Annotated in this window: 15 protein-coding genes and 1 tRNA gene; 4 read left to right on the top strand and 12 right to left on the bottom strand. The window is 32.5% G+C overall.

The window, feature by feature from the left end:
* Positions 1 to 6: 6 nt before the first annotated feature.
* Positions 7 to 2,775: a pitrilysin family protein gene (locus Q0873_RS15840; protein WP_299109118.1), complete on the top strand. Its 2,769-nt coding sequence runs from the start codon at positions 7 to 9 to the stop codon at positions 2,773 to 2,775.
* Positions 2,776 to 2,820: 45 nt separating this feature from the next.
* Here Q0873_RS15840 and Q0873_RS15835 read toward each other — a convergent pair whose 3' ends face one another.
* From Q0873_RS15835 to Q0873_RS15810, 6 genes are all read right to left on the bottom strand, one after another.
* Positions 2,821 to 3,699 carry a phosphatidylserine decarboxylase gene (locus Q0873_RS15835; protein WP_299109115.1) on the bottom strand — a complete coding sequence of 293 codons (879 nt, stop codon included), beginning with the start codon at positions 3,697 to 3,699 and terminating at the stop codon, positions 2,821 to 2,823.
* Between the two features lie 7 nt (positions 3,700 to 3,706).
* A complete protein-coding gene (gene scpA / locus Q0873_RS15830; RefSeq protein WP_299109112.1) occupies positions 3,707 to 5,770 on the bottom strand; it encodes a methylmalonyl-CoA mutase in 2,064 nt (687 codons plus the stop codon).
* The gene (locus Q0873_RS15825; protein WP_299109109.1) at positions 5,763 to 7,109 is read right to left on the bottom strand and encodes a methylmalonyl-CoA mutase subunit beta; all 1,347 of its coding nucleotides are present in this window, start codon (positions 7,107 to 7,109) and stop codon (positions 5,763 to 5,765) included. Before Q0873_RS15825 ends, scpA begins: the two co-directional genes overlap by 8 nt.
* On the bottom strand, positions 7,109 to 7,426 hold the full coding sequence (locus Q0873_RS15820; RefSeq protein ID WP_299109106.1) for a septum formation initiator family protein: 318 nt from the start codon (positions 7,424 to 7,426) through the stop codon (positions 7,109 to 7,111). Before Q0873_RS15820 ends, Q0873_RS15825 begins: the two co-directional genes overlap by 1 nt.
* Before the next feature lies 1 nt (position 7,427).
* On the bottom strand, positions 7,428 to 8,033 hold the full coding sequence (gene udk, locus Q0873_RS15815) for a uridine kinase (RefSeq protein WP_299109166.1): 606 nt from the start codon (positions 8,031 to 8,033) through the stop codon (positions 7,428 to 7,430).
* 93 nt (positions 8,034 to 8,126) lie between these two features.
* Positions 8,127 to 8,200: transfer RNA gene (locus Q0873_RS15810), tRNA-Thr, on the bottom strand.
* Between the two features lie 180 nt (positions 8,201 to 8,380).
* On the opposite strand from Q0873_RS15810, the gene Q0873_RS15805 reads away from it, so the two are divergent.
* A complete protein-coding gene (locus Q0873_RS15805) occupies positions 8,381 to 9,271 on the top strand; it encodes a mechanosensitive ion channel family protein (protein WP_299109104.1) in 891 nt (296 codons plus the stop codon).
* Position 9,272: 1 nt separating this feature from the next.
* Here the strand turns inward: Q0873_RS15805 and chrA are convergent, their stop codons facing one another.
* The 5 genes from chrA to Q0873_RS15780 all read right to left on the bottom strand — a co-directional run bounded on the left by chrA (position 9,273) and on the right by Q0873_RS15780 (position 15,290).
* The gene (gene chrA, locus Q0873_RS15800; RefSeq protein ID WP_299109101.1) at positions 9,273 to 10,409 is read right to left on the bottom strand and encodes a chromate efflux transporter; all 1,137 of its coding nucleotides are present in this window, start codon (positions 10,407 to 10,409) and stop codon (positions 9,273 to 9,275) included.
* Positions 10,410 to 10,501: 92 nt separating this feature from the next.
* Positions 10,502 to 11,266, bottom strand: a complete 765-nt coding sequence (locus Q0873_RS15795; protein WP_299109099.1) for a glycosyltransferase — start codon at positions 11,264 to 11,266, stop codon at positions 10,502 to 10,504.
* Between the two features lie 17 nt (positions 11,267 to 11,283).
* Positions 11,284 to 11,775 carry a hypothetical protein gene (locus tag Q0873_RS15790; RefSeq protein WP_299109096.1) on the bottom strand — a complete coding sequence of 164 codons (492 nt, stop codon included), beginning with the start codon at positions 11,773 to 11,775 and terminating at the stop codon, positions 11,284 to 11,286.
* 2 nt (positions 11,776 to 11,777) lie between these two features.
* Positions 11,778 to 12,761, bottom strand: coding sequence for a hypothetical protein (locus Q0873_RS15785; protein ID WP_299109094.1), 984 nt, complete (start codon positions 12,759 to 12,761; stop codon positions 11,778 to 11,780).
* A 177-nt stretch (positions 12,762 to 12,938) separates the two neighbouring features.
* On the bottom strand, positions 12,939 to 15,290 hold the full coding sequence (locus tag Q0873_RS15780; protein ID WP_299109092.1) for a TonB-dependent receptor: 2,352 nt from the start codon (positions 15,288 to 15,290) through the stop codon (positions 12,939 to 12,941).
* 223 nt (positions 15,291 to 15,513) lie between these two features.
* Between Q0873_RS15780 and Q0873_RS15775 the strand changes: the two genes are divergently transcribed.
* Positions 15,514 to 16,491 (top strand): histidine kinase, encoded by a 978-nt coding sequence (locus Q0873_RS15775; RefSeq protein ID WP_299109090.1) that lies wholly within the window; start codon positions 15,514 to 15,516, stop codon positions 16,489 to 16,491.
* Positions 16,481 to 17,182 carry a LytTR family DNA-binding domain-containing protein gene (locus Q0873_RS15770; RefSeq protein ID WP_299109087.1) on the top strand — a complete coding sequence of 234 codons (702 nt, stop codon included), beginning with the start codon at positions 16,481 to 16,483 and terminating at the stop codon, positions 17,180 to 17,182. Before Q0873_RS15775 ends, Q0873_RS15770 begins: the two co-directional genes overlap by 11 nt.
* A gap of 184 nt (positions 17,183 to 17,366) precedes the next feature.
* On the opposite strand, the gene Q0873_RS15765 is transcribed toward Q0873_RS15770, so the two are convergent.
* Positions 17,367 to 17,597 (bottom strand): hypothetical protein, encoded by a 231-nt coding sequence (locus tag Q0873_RS15765; RefSeq protein WP_299109085.1) that lies wholly within the window; start codon positions 17,595 to 17,597, stop codon positions 17,367 to 17,369.
* Between the last annotated feature and the right edge of the window lie 159 nt (positions 17,598 to 17,756).

Below are 17,756 nucleotides of genomic sequence, written 5' to 3'. Positions count from 1 at the left end.
TTAATTATGAAAAAAAATCAAACTTTAAAACGGTTTGGGGTTGTGTTAATGGCCTCCTTTTTGACGTTTACAGCACAGGCGCAAATCACAAAAACGGCTAGTGTTGAGGGGATTACAGAGTATAATTTGGAGAGTAACGGCTTAAAGGTGTTGTTGTTTCCGGATAATTCTTCACAAACTATCACAGTAAATATTACGTATAAAGTTGGTTCTCGACATGAAGGATATGGAGAAAAGGGGATGGCTCATTTATTAGAACATTTAGTGTTCAAAGGGACTCCAAATCATCCAGATATTCCAAAAGAATTGTCTGATCATGGAGCAAGACCAAACGGAACTACTTGGTATGACAGAACCAATTATTTTGAAACATTTAATGCTACTGATGAAAATTTAGATTGGGCGCTAGATTTAGAGGCAGATAGAATGGTAAATTCTTACATTGCAAAGAAAGATTTAGAGTCAGAATTTTCTGTTGTACGAAATGAATTTGAATCTGGAGAAAACTCTCCTACAGGAGTGTTAATGAAATCTGTAATTAGTTCAGGTTTTTTATGGCATAACTACGGGCAATCGACTATTGGAAATAGATCAGACATTGAACGAGTTCCAATTGAAAATTTAAAAGCTTTTTATAAGAAGTATTACAGGCCTGATAATGCAGTTTTAATGGTGACTGGTAAGTTTAATACTGCGAAGACATTAAAATTAATAGAAAAGAAGTTTGGGAAGATTAAAAATCCATCTGCTCCATTAAATTATGTAGCAACGATTGAGCCACCTCAAGACGGAGAAAAAAGGGTAGAATTAAATAGAGTAGGAGATTTACAGGTATTATCTGCAATGTATCATACTCCAGCTGGATCTCATGAAGATTATTCAGCTTTAGCAATTGTTGAAGATGTATTGACAGATCAGCCTTCAGGGAGAGTATATAAGGCTTTAATTGATGGTAAAAAAGCATCAGGAATGTGGTCGTTTGCTCCATTTACTGAAGAGCCTTCGTTTATGTATTTCAACGTAGATGTTCCTTCTGATAAGTCTTTAGCAGAAGCAGAAAGCACCATGGTGAATGTACTGGATAATTTAGGAAACAAGCCTATTACAGAAGCTGAGTTAAAAAGAGCAAAATCAAACCTTTTAAAGCAAATTGATCAAGTTTCTAGAAATTCAGCATATTTAGGAACCTATATGAGTGAGTTTATTGGTGCAGGAGATTGGAGATTGGCATTTATTCATAGAGATAGAATTGAAAAGATGACCTTAGCTAAAGTGAATGAGGTTGCAAAGAAGTACTTTATCCCTACAAATAGAACTGTGGGTAACTTTGTTCCTACTAAGAAGCCGGTAAGAGTTGCTATTCCACATACAGAAGGTGTAGAGAGCTTAGTAAAGGCTTATAAAGGGAAAAAAGGATATGGAACAGGAGAGGCATTTGATGTTTCTTATGACAATATTCAAAAAAGGCTAAACTCAGGTAAGTTAGCAGATAGCGGAATTGAGTATGGTTTTATTAAAAAAGATAATAGAGGTAAAACGGTAAGTATCAATTTTGCTTTTAGAAATGGAGCAGAAAAAGATTTAATGGACAAAGGTTTAGCGGCACGTTATACTGCAAGTATGTTAAACAAAGGAACTGCAAATAGAACTAGACAACAGATAGAGGATGAATTAAGTGCTATTAAATCGTCTATATCGTTTAGAGGAAGTAACGGAAGAACTTTTGTGAATATTAGTACTACTGAAGAGTATTTACCAAAGGCTTTGGAGTTAATGACAGATATGTTAAAGAATCCAAAGTTTGATGAAGCTGAATTAGAAAAAATAAAAACTAGAAGTTTAGCTAATTTAGAAAGAAACAAAACAGAACCGACATATTTGGCGTCTAGGAAATCTAGAAGATTAAACCAAAAACGTTCAAAAGGCCATCCTATGTATGTTAGAAGTTTAGATGAGGAGATTAGTGCTATTAAGGAGGTGACGGTAGATGAGTTGAAGGCTTATTATAAAGACTTTTATGGGATTTCTAATAATGCAACTTTAGTGGCAATTGGAAATGTTGATGAAAATATGTTGAAGTCTTATTTCGAAAGTAACTTTGGAGATTTTAAATCTAAATATTCTTTTACACCGGTAAAAGATGCGTATTCGAAGAATAAAAATGTTAATGAAAGTATCAAAACTCCAGATAAGAAGAATGCATTTACTACTGGAACGCTATCGTTTGAGTGTAGTCAAGATAGTGAAGATTATGCAGCATTACAGGTTGCAGGAGAAATTTTCGGAGGAGGGTTCCTTAATTCGAGAATAGCGAATCGTTTACGTCAAAAAGATGGAGTAAGCTACGGTGCTGGTGGAGGAGTTTCTGTTGATGGAAGTAAGGATGATAAAAATTCAACTATGTACATTTATGCTATATATGCACCGCAGAACTCTGCAAAGGTTCAACTTGGATTTGATGAGGAAATAGCACGTTTCATTAAAGACGGTGTAACTGAAGAAGAGGTAAAAGGTGTAATTAAAGGATGGGTACAAGGTAAGGCTGTTTCTCGAGCAAAAGATCGTGAGCTTTCTAGTTTGATTAATAATAATATCTATTATAAGAGAGATTTTGACTTCCATAAGAATTTAGAAGAGAAAGTTAAAAACCTTACTGTAGAAGATGTAAATAGAGTAATTAAGAAGTACTTTAAACCTTTTGATCAGTGGACAGTTGTAAATGCTGGTGATTTTAAGAATATGATTAACTTAAAGAAAGATAAAGTTAAAAACTAAAAAGTATAGATAATTAAAAAGGCTTAGTATTTACTAAGCCTTTTTTTATATTCCAATTTTTTCACCCATTTTAACAGCGGTTTCAATACCGTTTTTGGTGTTTTCTAGGATGTCTTTATCTAGAGATATTTTTTCTTTGTCAATTAATACTACAATAGTAGATCCTCCAAAAGCAAAATAACCCATTTCGTCTCCTTTTTTAACTTCAGAGTTTGCGGTAAATGTTTCTATAATAGCGCCTACCATGGTAGCACCTACCGGTGCAATTAATATGTCTCCTTTATCTTCTGTTTTAAGTTCACAAAATTCACGTTTGTTTTCGCAAAAAACTTTTGTAAAATTAGAAGCTAGTGCATAGGGAGAGACAGAAAAATAATCACCTTTAATTTTTGTCATTCCTGAAGGTGTCCCTTCGTACGGAAAATGATAACGGTGATAATCGTTAGGAGCTAATCTTAAAATAAGAAGAGAAGCATTTTTGTATTTCTCTGCTAATGATTTACTGTTTAAAAATTCTTTCAAGGTGAATTTCCTTCCTTTTACAAAGAAGTTATGTACATCGGCAACATTTTCAAAAGCAATTAATTTCCCATCACCTGGACTAACAAATCCATTTTCTATTGGGCGTGCGTTAGGTTTTAGTTTTCGATAGAAAAAATCATTAAAAGAAGTGAATTCTGAAACTGATTTTTCAGATTCGTTCATGTCAATTCCCAGTTTGTCTACAAAGCCTTGTATTTTTTTTACTGAAGAAGCCTTGCTCATCATTTTTCCATAACGAGAAGATAAGGCCTTGCGCTTTACCATAGGTAATAATGCAACCTTACCAAAAGGGTTTTGATATAAAAGCTTTAAAAACCCTTCTCCAGGTGGAGTTTCGGTTATTAAAGTTCCTGATTTTCTATCGATGTATTGTATTTTCATAGTTCAATTATTCTTCTGTGCTATCAATTAAAATAGTTAGCATGTCTATGGCAGCTTGAGCAATTTTAGTTCCAGGACCAAAAATACCTACGGCACCAGCGTCAAACAAAAATTGATAGTCTTGTGCAGGAATTACTCCTCCAACAATTACCATTATATCTTCTCTACCGTACTTTTTAAGTTCGCCAATTACTTGAGGAACCAATGTTTTATGACCTGCTGCTAAAGATGAAATACCTATAATGTGTACGTCATTCTCAATAGCTTGTTTTGTTGCTTCAATAGGTGTTTGAAATAAAGGTCCTATATCTACATCAAAACCAAGGTCAGCATATCCAGTAGCAACTACTTTTGCGCCACGATCATGTCCGTCTTGCCCTAGTTTAGCTATCATAATACGAGGTCTTCGACCTTCTAATTCCGCAAATTTATCGGCTAGTTGGGTTGCCTCTTTAAATAAAGCATCATCTTTTATTTCTTTACTATACACGCCGCTAATTGTTTTATGTACTGCTTTATGTCTTCCGAAAATAGTTTCTAAAGCATCAGAGATTTCGCCTAAAGTAGCTCTGTTTCTCGCAGCTTTTACAGCTAAATCTAATAAATTTCCATTACCCGTTTTAGCGCATTCTGTTAAATCTTCTAAAGACTGATTAACATTATCTTCATTTCTTTCTGATTTTAGCTCGTTTAGCCTATTGATTTGAGATTGACGAACAGCTTCATTATCTACTTCTAAAATGTGTAAAGGATCTTCTTCTTTTAATTGATATTTATTTACACCAACAATAACATCTTGACCGCTATCTATTTTAGCTTGCTTTTTTGCTGCAGCTTCTTCAATACGCATTTTTGGAATTCCCTTTTCAATAGCTTTGGTCATTCCTCCTAATTCTTCCACTTCTTGAATTAGTTCCCAAGCTTTGTTGGCAATGTTTTCTGTTAATTCTTCAACATAATAACTACCAGCCCAAGGATCTACTGTTTTGGTAATGTGTGTTTCTTGTTGTAAATATATTTGAGTGTTACGTGCAATTCTTGCTGAGAAATCAGTAGGTAAGGCAATTGCTTCGTCTAATGCGTTGGTATGTAAACTTTGTGTTCCTCCAAAAGCGGCAGCCATTGCTTCAATGGTAGTTCGTGCTACATTGTTAAATGGATCTTGTTCGGTTAAACTCCAACCACTTGTTTGACAGTGAGTTCTTAAAGCTAATGATTTTGGGTTTTTAGGGTTGAATTGTTTTACAATTTTAGCCCAAAGCATTCTACCAGCACGCATTTTTGCTATTTCGGTAAAATGATCCATTCCAATAGCCCAGAAAAAAGAAAGTCTAGGAGCAAATGCATCAATATCCATTCCTGCTTCTAATCCTTTTCTAATATATTCTAAACCATCAGCAAGTGTGTATGCTAATTCAATATCTGGAGTAGCACCCGCTTCTTGCATGTGGTATCCTGAGATAGAAATTGAATTAAACTTAGGCATGTTCTTACTGGTGTATTCGAAAATATCAGCAATAATCTTCATGGAAGGAGTAGGAGGGTAGATGTAGGTGTTACGTACCATAAACTCCTTTAAAATATCGTTTTGAATAGTTCCAGAGAGTAGTTCTGGTTTTACTCCTTGTTCTTCGGCAGCAATAATATAAAAAGCTAATACAGGTAGTACAGCTCCATTCATTGTCATAGAAACTGACATTTTATCTAACGGAATCTGGTCAAACAAAACCTTCATGTCTTCCACAGAATCTATTGCCACACCTGCTTTACCAACATCTCCTTGAACACGTTCGTGATCAGAATCATATCCACGGTGTGTAGCTAAATCAAAGGCTACGGAAAGTCCTTTTTGTCCGGCTGCTAAATTTCTTCTGTAAAAGGCGTTACTTTCTTCTGCTGTAGAGAACCCTGCATATTGACGAATAGTCCATGGTCTACGAACATACATAGTAGAGTAGGGTCCACGCAAGTTTGGCGCAATACCTGCAACAAAATCTTCGTGTTTACGATTTTCAACATTCGATTGTTGACTTTTATCAATACTGATATTTGAAAGATCTTTTCTACTCATGGTCTAAACGTTCTTGTTCAAGTTTTTCGGCTAATCTTTTCTGAATGATAGGTTCAATCAACGTTTTTTGATTTCTAACTTTTACAAAAGGATTTACTTCTAAATCATTCTTCATTCTATCCTTTTCGTTTTGAATTTTGTTAGTTCCTAATAAAACAAGTTCACCATTATCAAATTGTTCTTGTTCCTTAGTTGCCGATTCTTTTATTTTTCGTTGAATAACCCCTTCTTTGAGTTGATTTAAAAAGCCTCCAGCTTGTTCTATCAATTTGAAAATTTCTAAGGCCTTTTCTGCTAACTGGTCTGTTAGGGCTTCTATATAATAGGTGCCATTAGCAAAATGTTGAGCTTCTGATAGGTAGCTCTCTTGCTGAAGTGTTAATAGTTGATTTCTAGAGATTCTTTCTCCAAATTCATTAGAGCTATGGAAAATTCTATCATATGCTACATTAGATACTGTATTTGAACCTCCTAATATAGCACTCATGCATTCAGATGTTGTGCGTAACATGTTTACATTATAATCATACAAAGTTTTGTTACGTAAACTTGGTTGTGCAAATATATGGGCTTCAGTTTTTTCTACCTTATATTCTTTTAAAAGAGAACTCCATAAAATTCGAAAAGCTCTTAGTTTGGCTATTTCAAAGAAATAATTACTTCCAACTGAAAAGTTGAAGTGTATTTTTGAAGCAACCTCTCCGCCAAAATGATTTAAATATTCATTTGCATGGGCTAAAGCGTATGCTAATTGTTGTGTGCAGTTGGCTCCTGCATTTTGATAAATAGAAACATTAATAGCTAAACTATTGTTGTTTTTGATAATGTTTTCCAGTTCGGAATGATCATCTTTAAGGTTTTGATACCAGTTACCAGTACTTGCTAGTTTTCCAATGATATCATTGTTGAAAAAAACCTTGCTTGAATTTGTATAGTTAGATACTTCTGAAACAAAACTTGCATCAAGAAATTCAAGTTTAAAATAAATATAAGTTTCTTGAAAATTAATGCCGTTTAATAAGACTTTGAAATCAATTTTTTCTTTGATAAGAAACTCAATTGCAGAAGCTCCTCTTTCTACTGCATCAATAGCTAGAGCATTGGCTTCTTTTTCATTTGAAACTATAATGCTTTGACAAATGGCAAAACCTTTTTTAGGAAGGTTAACTATTTGGTGAGTTCTATCTTCTTTAGCATAAAAAGGTTTTACGGTAATTCCTTCATTAGTTTTCCAAAGAAGGGTGTCGTTGTAGTCGGCACCTTTTAAATCTACTTGAATTTTTTGTTTCCAAGCAGTTGGAGATACTCCTTCAAAATCTTTAAATAAATAATTGTCCATTATTTCTGTATAGTATCAAATTCGATAATGTAGATATCTTCATTATCTTTCTTCATTAAATATTTTTCACGAGCATAGCGCTCTAATTCCAAAGAATCCTGGAGTTTTTTAATGGTTTCTTTGTCTTTAGCAATCCTTTTTTGATGAAATTCAATCCAGGTTTCTAACTCTTTAATTTCTTTATTGAATTCTCTATGAGTAAGATACGAATTTTCGTCAAAAAATAACATCCAAACAACAAATACAGTAAGAATAACTACATAAATATTTGTAGCAATTCTAAAGGTTGGTTTGTTTTTTATGGATTTTAGATTCATATTATAATCGATCGCTAATTACAGTTCTAACGATATCAATAGCAACAGTATTATATCTGTCATTTGGTATGATGATATCGGCATAGTTCTTTGTAGGTTCAATAAATTGCTGATGCATAGGTTTTAGTGTACTTTGATAACGACTAAGTACCTCATCGATGTCTCTACCACGTTCTTTAATATCCCTACGTACACGACGTATCAATCTTTCATCAGCATCAGCGTGAACAAACACTTTAATATCACAAAGGTTTCTGAGTTCTTTATTGTTGAATATTAAGATTCCTTCAATAATAACAACCTTTCTAGGGTGTGTTTTAATGGTGTCTTTTGTTCTATTATGGGCAACAAACGAATATACAGGTTGTTCTATAACTTCTCCGTTTTTTAACTGTTGCAAGTGTTCTACCAATAATTCGAAATCGATTGCTCTAGGGTGGTCGAAGTTTATTTTTGTTCTTTCTTCGTATGTTAAATCATTAGTTTGCTTGTAGTAAGAGTCTTGAGAGATAACACAAACCTCGTCGGCTGGTAATTCATTAATGATTTGATTTACTACGGTGGTTTTTCCACTTCCAGTACCTCCCGCAATACCAATAACAAATATATTTTTCATGTAGTGTTTTTAGATGAAACAAATTTAGGAAAATTAGCGTACAAAAAAAGCGCTAACTTTAAGTTAGCGCTTTTGTTTTTTTTGAGCCGATAGAGGGACTCGAACCCACGACCTGCTGATTACAAATCAGCTGCTCTAGCCAGCTGAGCTATATCGGCTTTTTGCTTTAGCGGTTGCAAATATAGAAGCTTTTTTGAATTTGACAAAACACTTTTTGTGTTTTTTTAAACTTTTTTTTGATTGATTTTTTTATGTGTTTTAATATGAGGTATTTGTGTGTTTGAAAAAGAGGGGGAAAGTTTTGTTATTTTTGTTGTATCATCCTTATAAACCAACCAATGGAAAAAGAAATCGAATTTATAAAACAAACTTTGTATAAATGGAAAGATGATAGTGTGGAGTTTTTGCCTAAACTATTTTTAGCATTATTAGTACTTTGTTTAACTTATTTTTTGGCAAAATCGGTAAGAAGCATATCTGAAAAGTTTTATGGAAAACTCTTTAAGAATAATATGGAGATGGTGCGCTTAATTAGTGCCATATTACATATAGTTATTATCTTTTTTGGAGGTTTTTTATCTCTTGAAATTCTAGGTTTAGAAAGTGTGATAACCAAGATTCTTGCTGGAGCGGGTATTGTGGGAATTATCGCAGGTTTTGCTTTTAAAGATATTGCATCAAATGCCTTTGCTGGTTTTTTATTGAACATGCAGAAACCATTTTCAGATGGAGATTGGGTAACTGTTGATGATAATTTTGGAACTATTACTACAGTTGGTTTAATCACGACAAGTATTAAAACCGTTACAGGAGAAGAAGTTTTTGTTCCCAATCAGTTAATATACAATCAGTCTTTTGTTAACTATTCAACATACAAGAAAAGAAGAGTTGTTATCAAAACAGGAGTTTCATATGGAGATGATTTAGAAAGGGTAAAAGAGGTTGCTTTGGATGAAATTTCAAAGATGGAAAGCCTTCTTAGTAAAGATAGTATTGATTTTTATTTCACTGAAATAGGTGGTTATTCTTATAACTTTGAATTGAGATTCTGGATAAGGTTTTATGAACAAACAGATTTTTTGAGTGCTCAAAATGAAGCCATTATTCGAATTAAAAAACGTTTTGAAGAGGAGCGTTTTTCCATTGCTTACCCTGTCCAAACGTTAGATTTTGATGTAAAAGGTGGAGTTAATATTTTTGATAAAAATTTAAAGGTAAATAAAACTTAGTCTATAATAAATTCAAAAAGAACCCAAGTAAAGAACCTATTGGTACTAACCACATTGAATTCATTTTTTTTGCTTTAACAATGAATAGAATACTAACAAATAGAATACCAATTTCCTTATAACTTATTAAAGTTGTATAACTCATTTTTAATAGTACTACAATCATAATGGCTACTGCAGCAACATTTACAGAGTCTAAAAAGTAGGATAGTGTTTTTGATTGTCGCATTTTAGTAACTAGTGGATTTAACAACAGAACAAAAATAAAAGAGGGTAAAAATATTCCTATAGTGGCTGCTATGGCACCATAAATTCCATTAATTTGATATCCAATAAAGGTAGCTGTAGAAAGTACTGGTCCTGGGGTTAATTGTCCTATAGCAATGGCATCAATTAGTTCTTGTCGCGTCAAGATTCCATTCGCAACAAGTTCTGCATCTAAATATGCAAATAGTACGTACCCACTTCCATATAGGATGGTGCCAACTTTTAAAAAAGACCAAAATACAGATGAAGTACTTATCATTTTTGTAACCGAAAACATTGGAGCTTTTAAAAGTAGGAGAGGAGTGATATTGGCATTAATACCTTTAGTTTGATTTTTAGTGGAGAAGTAAATAGTACCTAGAAGTCCTCCAAGTAAAAGAACAGTTATTTCATTTAAACCTAAAAAAGTTGTAGAAATAACAAGTATACCTAAAAGAGCAAGTTCAATATTTTTTATAGCTTTTTTACCGAGTTTAATAATTGCCATTGTAATAATGACCAATACAGCGGGTTTTATTCCGTAAATAAAGGGAGTAACTTCAGGAAGTTCTCCATAGGTAGTATATAGCCAAGCTAAGAAACCAGTAATTGTAACAGCAGGAAGTATAAATGAGATTCCTGCGATAAATAGTCCTAGAAAGCCTCCTCGAGTATGACCGCAATGCATGGTCATTTCGGTAGAGTTCGGTCCAGGAATTAGATTAGTTGCTCCAACTAAATCTAAAAAATATTGACGGGTCATCCATTTTCTTTTATGAACCACCTCGTTTTCCATCATTGCAATATGTGCAGCTGGTCCACCAAAAGCAACACACCCCATTTTAAAAAACAAAAAGGCAATTTCTTTTAAATGTTTAGCGTTGGTTTTCATTGTACTCTGTATGGTTTTGTTTTTTTATTGTTGTAAGTTAGGCTTAATTCTTATAGGAATATTGATCGTCTAAAGAAAATTATAGAGTTTTTTTAAATGCTTTTGTATTTATTTCTAATGGTGATTAAGTCATATCCTAATTTGAAAAAAAAGTTTAGTTTAACTCTTGAATCTTCTGTGTCTATCCATTTTTTAAGAGGAAGTTCTCGAGCAACGTTCTTCATATTGTATCTTCCTTTGATAGTTATAATTCTATGAAAAATCTCTACATCAAATAACCACCTGGAAATAAATTTTTCTTGAAAAATGTTTTCTGCTAATGTTTTTTCGAAGATTTTACAACCGCATTGTGTGTCGTAAATTTTAAGTTTTAGTTGTTGTGATATCAATGTAGCAACGACTCGACCAATAAGAAAACGAAGCTTCTTTCTTTTTATTTCTGTGTCTATTTTGGCTATTCGAGACCCAAAAACAAAGCATATATCCTTGTTGAGGTAATGGCTTAATTCATAGCATTCTTGTAAAGATGTAGAAAAATCTGCATCTAAATAAGCGATCTTTTGGAAGTCGACCCTATTTAGAGAAAATAGCATTCCTTGTCTTACTGCTTCTGCTTTCCCAAGATTTCTGTTTAGATGTAGGGTTTTTATGTTATTTGGAAAAAGTAACTTAAGTGCATCAAGTTTTTTTTTCGTTAGATCAGTAGACCCGTCATTAACCAGAACTAATAATACGTCATTGTAAAAGGAAAGAAAATATTCTATTTTTTTTATCGAAAGCCTGTTTTCTTCGTTGTAACAGGGTATGATTATTACTAAATTAAATGTAGACGGTGATTTAGAAATATCGTTATTCATAAAAATAATTAGGTCGTTTATTCTTTCTCAATTGGAGATTGTCTATCAGTTGGAATACGTACTGTAAATGAAGGTACTTTTTCTGCAGCATGACATGCCGTACAATTGGTGCGCATCATTTTAAAGTTTTCATTGAAGAGCTTTGCGTCTTTTTGTTGAATTGATTTTTTTACTTCGGGAATCACATAAGTCAAAAAGTTTTCAGCGGAGGCTGCTCTTCTTGGTCTACGTTGTAAGCCTAGTTTAATTGCTTTATTTATTTTTTGCAGTTGATAATTCGCATATTCCCAGTTTTCATCTTGACCTGCCCAATACAATTCTTGATATCTATAGCCCACTTCTACCATGGCTTTATCAAAGCCTCTAAATTGAGTTTCTATTGTGTTTAGTTTTTCTTTTTCCGTACCTTTTATCCATTGCCCTTGTACAGGTTGATAAGCTTCTTTTTTATTACAGGAAGTCAAAAAGTATAAACTTATAAGGATTGTTGTTTTTATAATGAGTTTCATTTTTATAAACTATTTAAGTATTGTTTTACGATATTATAGCCTTCTACATCTAAGGTTGTTGTTCCAATCCATGGCATTTCCCCGCTCCTAATAACGTTGTCGATCTTTCCTTTTTTCTGAGGTATTCTCGTTTGTGATAAAGGAGTGGTATATCTGAAATCATAACCTTTACGAGCTGCTTTTGGTAATCCGGCTGGATTATGACAATGTGCACAGTTCATTTCAAAATACGCTCTACCTCTTTCAGATATTGAATAAGAAGGGTCAAAATAGTTTGGTAGTGTTGGTATTTGTGGGTGATCAAAACTGTTTAGCAGACCTTTATTTTGAAAGTACTGTAGTTGATTTATAGTTTTATTACTTCTTGAAACATTGATGTTCATATTCATTAAGGTTGGACCTAATGGTTTTACAGTTGAAGAATTTTGGTGACATGTTGTACAGTCTCGTTCTGTAGGGACTTTGTAATTCACTGATTTTGAAGCGCCGTTCGCGTCTATCCAACTTACATTTTTACTTAAGCCATCAAGTTTAAGTGTAGCGTCTGTTTGAGAAGCATTCCAAACATAAGTTGCAACATTCCACATATCGGCTTCTTTTATTAAAAGACGAGTCTCAATAATGTTTTTTCCTAGGTTTTGGTCTCTTTTATCTTTATAGTAGTAGAATGTTTTTACTAAGATGGTTCCATTAGGAAAATTGGGAGTACCATTGTCTATTTTTGTGATTTGAGTATTTGCAGGGAGCTTTATTAAACGCTGTTTTTCAGCATAGTTTACAAATAGAGAAGAGGATAACTCAATAAGTTCATAATCTGCCGAAGGCGTTAAGTTATTTGGATTTCCTTGATAGATGTTATAATCTGATAGTTTTTGTCCGAAAGTAATAGTATCTGGAGCAGGAATATAACCTGTACTTTCTGAGCAAGAAGTTAATACTGCAAAAAGTAGATATAGAAGCATAATACTTGAATTTTGTAGTCTCATTTTATTGTTTTTATGCTAATTACATCCATGGGAGTTATGGAATCAAAAAAAATCAATGAGCTACTTGTTTTTTTCAGTAAACAAAAGGAGAGGAGTCTAAAAAGACGAGACCTCTCCCAAATCTAAATAAAAATAAATGTTACTGTTTAGAATGAGTAACTATAGCTTGTGTATAGACTAATGAAACTTTCCAAATTTAATACCAATAAAAAAAGTTTGTGGTTGGTTAGGTCCGTAGATGTAACCAGAATCTCTGCCAGCACCTACTTGAAAGTCGTCTTGATATGCGTTGAATAGATTTCTTACACCTGCTGAAATTGTTGTCATAAAATTCTCGTTAAAATCTATGTGTTTTTCTAATTTTAAATTCATATCAAAAAAAGAAGGTGATTCGTTTAGCTGTAAAAAACCAGAATCACTTACAATTAAAGGTATAATCATACTTCCTGTATATGTACCAGTAAGATCTATATTGAATTTTTTATTTGGAATCCAAGAGGCATTGAAATATCCGTATATATCTGGAGTTCTTACTAGATTGTTAACAATTACATTGTTTTCACCAGGAACAGTTCCATCTGCTTCAAATAATACTTCAGGTGTTTTGTATTTTGAAACTTGAGTTGTACCACCTAACTGAAATAGCCATTTTGGATTGGGTGATATCCCTATTTCAAAATTAGCACCATATACTTTTGCTCCTGAACCATTACGGATTTCTTCTAAAATAGAACCATTAGGTAAGCTTGCTCCTGTGCTTACATTTATAAATGGGTTTTCTAAAGTAGTATAAAAACCTTCTAGTAAGAAATCCATTTGTATTAATCCCTTGGTATTAGAATAATTGAATGAGGCAGTGTATGCATTAGAAAATTCTGATTTCAAATTGTCAGATAGTATAAGAAATTGTTGCTCTCCACCTACATTTGCTATGTGGAAATCTTCATTGTATGCTTGAGGAGCTCTAAACCCTCTGGCATAACCAGCTCTTAACTTTAACTCTTTTGTGAATTGATAAGAAGCTGTAACACGAGGTGAAAACACAGTTTGATTTACGTTAGCATTTCTGTTAATATTTTCAACATTGTATACTCCTTTTACAGAAATGTTATCTAAACGTCCTCCTAAAAGAGCTGTAAACTTATCTGTAGGCTTCCACTCGTATTGAGCATAAGTGCCAAAAGTATTTACGGTTTGATCTATAATTCTTTTATAACCTGCAATACGATCTTCTGTATTAGAATGATTGTATTCTAAACCAGCAGTAATTACATCCTTGTTTTTGAGTGATTTCGTATACTGTAGACCATTTACCCATGATAAATCTTTAGTTTTTCCAAAAGCATTGTTTGCTGTAATACTGTCTTGTCTAGTTCTGGCTCCACCTAAACCACCATAATAGCTGTCTCTGTTCGTGTAAGAGGCTGAAGTGTAAATTTGAAGTTTTCCTGAATCATCTTTACTAAACAATTCATAATCTGCACCACCAATAAACGTGTCATGATTTAATTCTTCTGTTATATCGGTAAATTGTGGAGCTAAGTTTAATCGGTCACCACCTCGTCTGTATTCCTGAATGGCATTTAGGTTTACTGAAAGTCTACTTTTTTCAGTTGGTTTTACAAAAGCTTTAGCTCCAAGAGTAGTATTTTTTAATGTTGTAATTTCAGTAAAACCATCATTGTTGGCATCGTAAGAACCTCTCTTTCTGTAAACCCCAAATATAGAAATGCCGCTATTTAAATCATCAGAAACTAAAGAGGTGTTTAAAGAAAGGTTTTTATCTACTGTGTTACCATCGATTAAAGCAAAGTTAGTACCTACTTCCCAAGTGTTGATTATTGGATCTTTGGTAATTACATTCACTGTTCCGGCAATAGCACTCGATCCATAAAGAGATGATCCTCCACCTCTTACTACTTCTATACGATCAATAATACTTGTAGGGATTTGCTCTAATCCATAAACACCAATTAATGAAGAAAATACTGGTCTACTATTTACTAATACTTGCGTATAGCCACCCGCTAAACCATTTAGCCTAACATCTGTAAAACCACAGTTTTGACAATTCGTTTCTACACGAACACCAGGAGCATAGTTTAAACCATCTGCTACAGATAAAGATTGTGTTGCTGTCAATAATTTTGACTTTACGGTTGATACAACTATAGGAGCAGTCCTTTTTTCTACACGATTTCTAGTAGCTGTTACTACAACTTCGTCCAGACCTAGTATATCTTCAACTAGTTTGATGTCTAGATTAATTTCTTGATTTTTGACATTGATTTTTTTTGTAGCCTTCCTAAAGCCTTGAGAACTAACCTCAATTGTGTGCTCACCTTTAGGAACTTCTAATTCAAATGCACCGTCTTCATTTGTAGTGGTGTGTAATGTGTTGTTTTTTAAATAAACCGACGCGTAGGGAACAGGGTGGTTGTCTGTATCAGTAATTTTACCTGATATCTTTGATTGTGCTATAATTATACACGAAATAAACAATAGTATTGTAGTTAGGTGATATTTCATCTTTTTAAAATTTTCGACAAATGTAATTTTGTTTTTAATTGTTCTAAATAAGAATAGCCGATATTCAATTAAATAGGTTTTAGAATCAGTAAATGAGGGAGTTTCTTCTTTGAATTAAACTTTAAGGGTTTAGTTGAATATTTGTTTAGTTTTACTGAAGACTTTATGTGTTTGGTTGAAGTTGTATCGTTTTTAATAAAATATTGTTTTAATTTTGATGTAAATGAAGTCAATTTATAAACATGTTTTTTATTGGGTACTATATGGTTTACTGCTATATATACTCTTTGAATATGTAATAGAGGCTAGAGATTCAGTTGTACATTCGGTTACGTTTTGGATGTTTCAGTTTTTGGCTTTTTATCTTAATTATAAAGTGTTAATCCCTGTTCTTTTTAAAGCAAAACAATATCTATTGTTTAGTTTTTTAAACTTTGTTTTAATCGCTGTTGGATCTTTTGGAAATACCATAATAGAAGATGGTTTACCAGAAAATGGGTATTATGCTTTTGAAACATTAATGGCGCATTCGGCACCAATATTTATAGGTGTGTTTACCGCTTTCATTTTTTATAATTATTATGAGCAGTTGAAAAATGAGAAAAAAGAAAAAGAGAGAATTACAGCTGAAAAAGATTTTCTAATACAACAGATTAATCCTCATTTTTTGTTCAATACTTTAAATAATATTTACTCCTTAACAAGAGATAATAACCCTAAAGGGTCTGAGGCGGTTTTGCAATTATCTAAAATGTTAGACTATTCATTGTACGGGAATAAAAAAGAATATGTGCCTTTGATGGATGAGGTGAGATACATTACTAATTTTATTGATTTGTTTAAGTTGAAAGATGAAGAAATTAACAATGTATCATTTGATTATAAAAACATTGATGTTCAAAGTAGAATAGCTCCAATGTTGTTGCTTCCTTTTGTTGAAAATGCATTTAAACATGGAAATATAGAAGATTTGAATTCAGGAAAAATTGATATAGAAATCAGTTCTACTTATGATGAGATTCGTTTCCTTTGTGTGAATTCATATAATGAAAATAAAAGAGTGGACGCTACAGGCGGGATAGGGGTAAAAAATGTTTCTAGGAGATTAGCACTATTATATCCAAATAGACATCAATTAGATATAACCAACATTGAAGGAGCGTATAAAGTGTCTTTAAAAATAACTACGAATGGAATTTAAGTGCATAATTGTCGATGATGAACAACCAGCTAGAAAGCTACTTGAAAACTATTGTTCAAAAATAAAGAGTTTACATGTAGTGGGGTGTTATAAATCAGGTTTAGATGCCTTGTCTGTTTTACAAGAAAAGGAAATTGATATCTTATTTCTGGATATTCAAATGCCAGATATCTCTGGTATTGATTTTTTAAAATCTTTAAAATTACACAAAACCAAAGTTGTCTTTACCACTGCTTACAGAGATTATGCTTTGGAAGGTTTTGAGTTGGATGCTGTTGATTATTTATTGAAACCTATAGAGTTTCATCGCTTTTTAAGAGCAATAGAAAAAGTAAAAGAAGTTCATCAAAAGAAAGAAAAGCGAGAGGTAAAAGATGTAGAAGGTAGCTTGATAATTCGTTCAGGAAAGAAACAATATCGAGTGCCTACTTCTGAGATTTTGTATATAAAATCAGAAAGTGAATATGTGAAGTATGTAACTCAAAATCACGGAAATTTAATGGTGCATGGAGCTTTAAAAGAAGTGATGAATTCGCTTTCTAATAGCAACAATTTTTTGAGGATTCATAGATCATATATTGTTAATATGACTCATATAACCTATGTGGAAGGTGGCAGGGTACGTATTAATGGAGAGTTCTTTCCTATTAGTGAAACATATCGACTTGACTTTTTAAAAACCTGGAAGTAGTTATTCGTTTTTTTTTTTTTTTAAGTTAAATCTTACAGATAGCATGTGAATTTTAAGAAAAGACATAAAAAAAACTCACAAGTATCATATAATTGTGAGTTTTATCAAGAATAAAATTGTAGTCATTAGAAATATATATTTCTAATACATACTGTTATATAACGAATGTTATTCTTAAATAGTATTAAGCCGTTAAAGGTTTTCCTTTTAAACGTTTATCAATACGTTGCTTTACTACCGTTAATCGCTTCATTATTTCCATAAGGCTACTTTCTTTAGTTTGCTTGTATACCTCATTGATTTCTAGTATTAAAGCTTTCGCTTCTCTAGAAGCTAAAATTCGATCACTGGTAGTAACGAATTTAAATTTTCTATTTTCAAACTCTTCTGCTCTATCTAATAAATCTGAATTCATACATTCTTAGTTTTTTAAATTAACTTTAGCAATTCAATAATAAATAGTTTAGTAGTTGACTCTTATAATTGTTAAAGCTCTTATTTTTAAACGATATAGCTAATCGAGTAAAATTAAGGGCGACAAATTTATAGTTATTTTTGAATTTTTTATAGTTAT

The organism is uncultured Tenacibaculum sp. (assembly GCF_947498805.1).
GTDB lineage: Bacteria > Bacteroidota > Bacteroidia > Flavobacteriales > Flavobacteriaceae > Polaribacter.
This window is presented reverse-complemented; position numbering and strand designations above follow the sequence as displayed.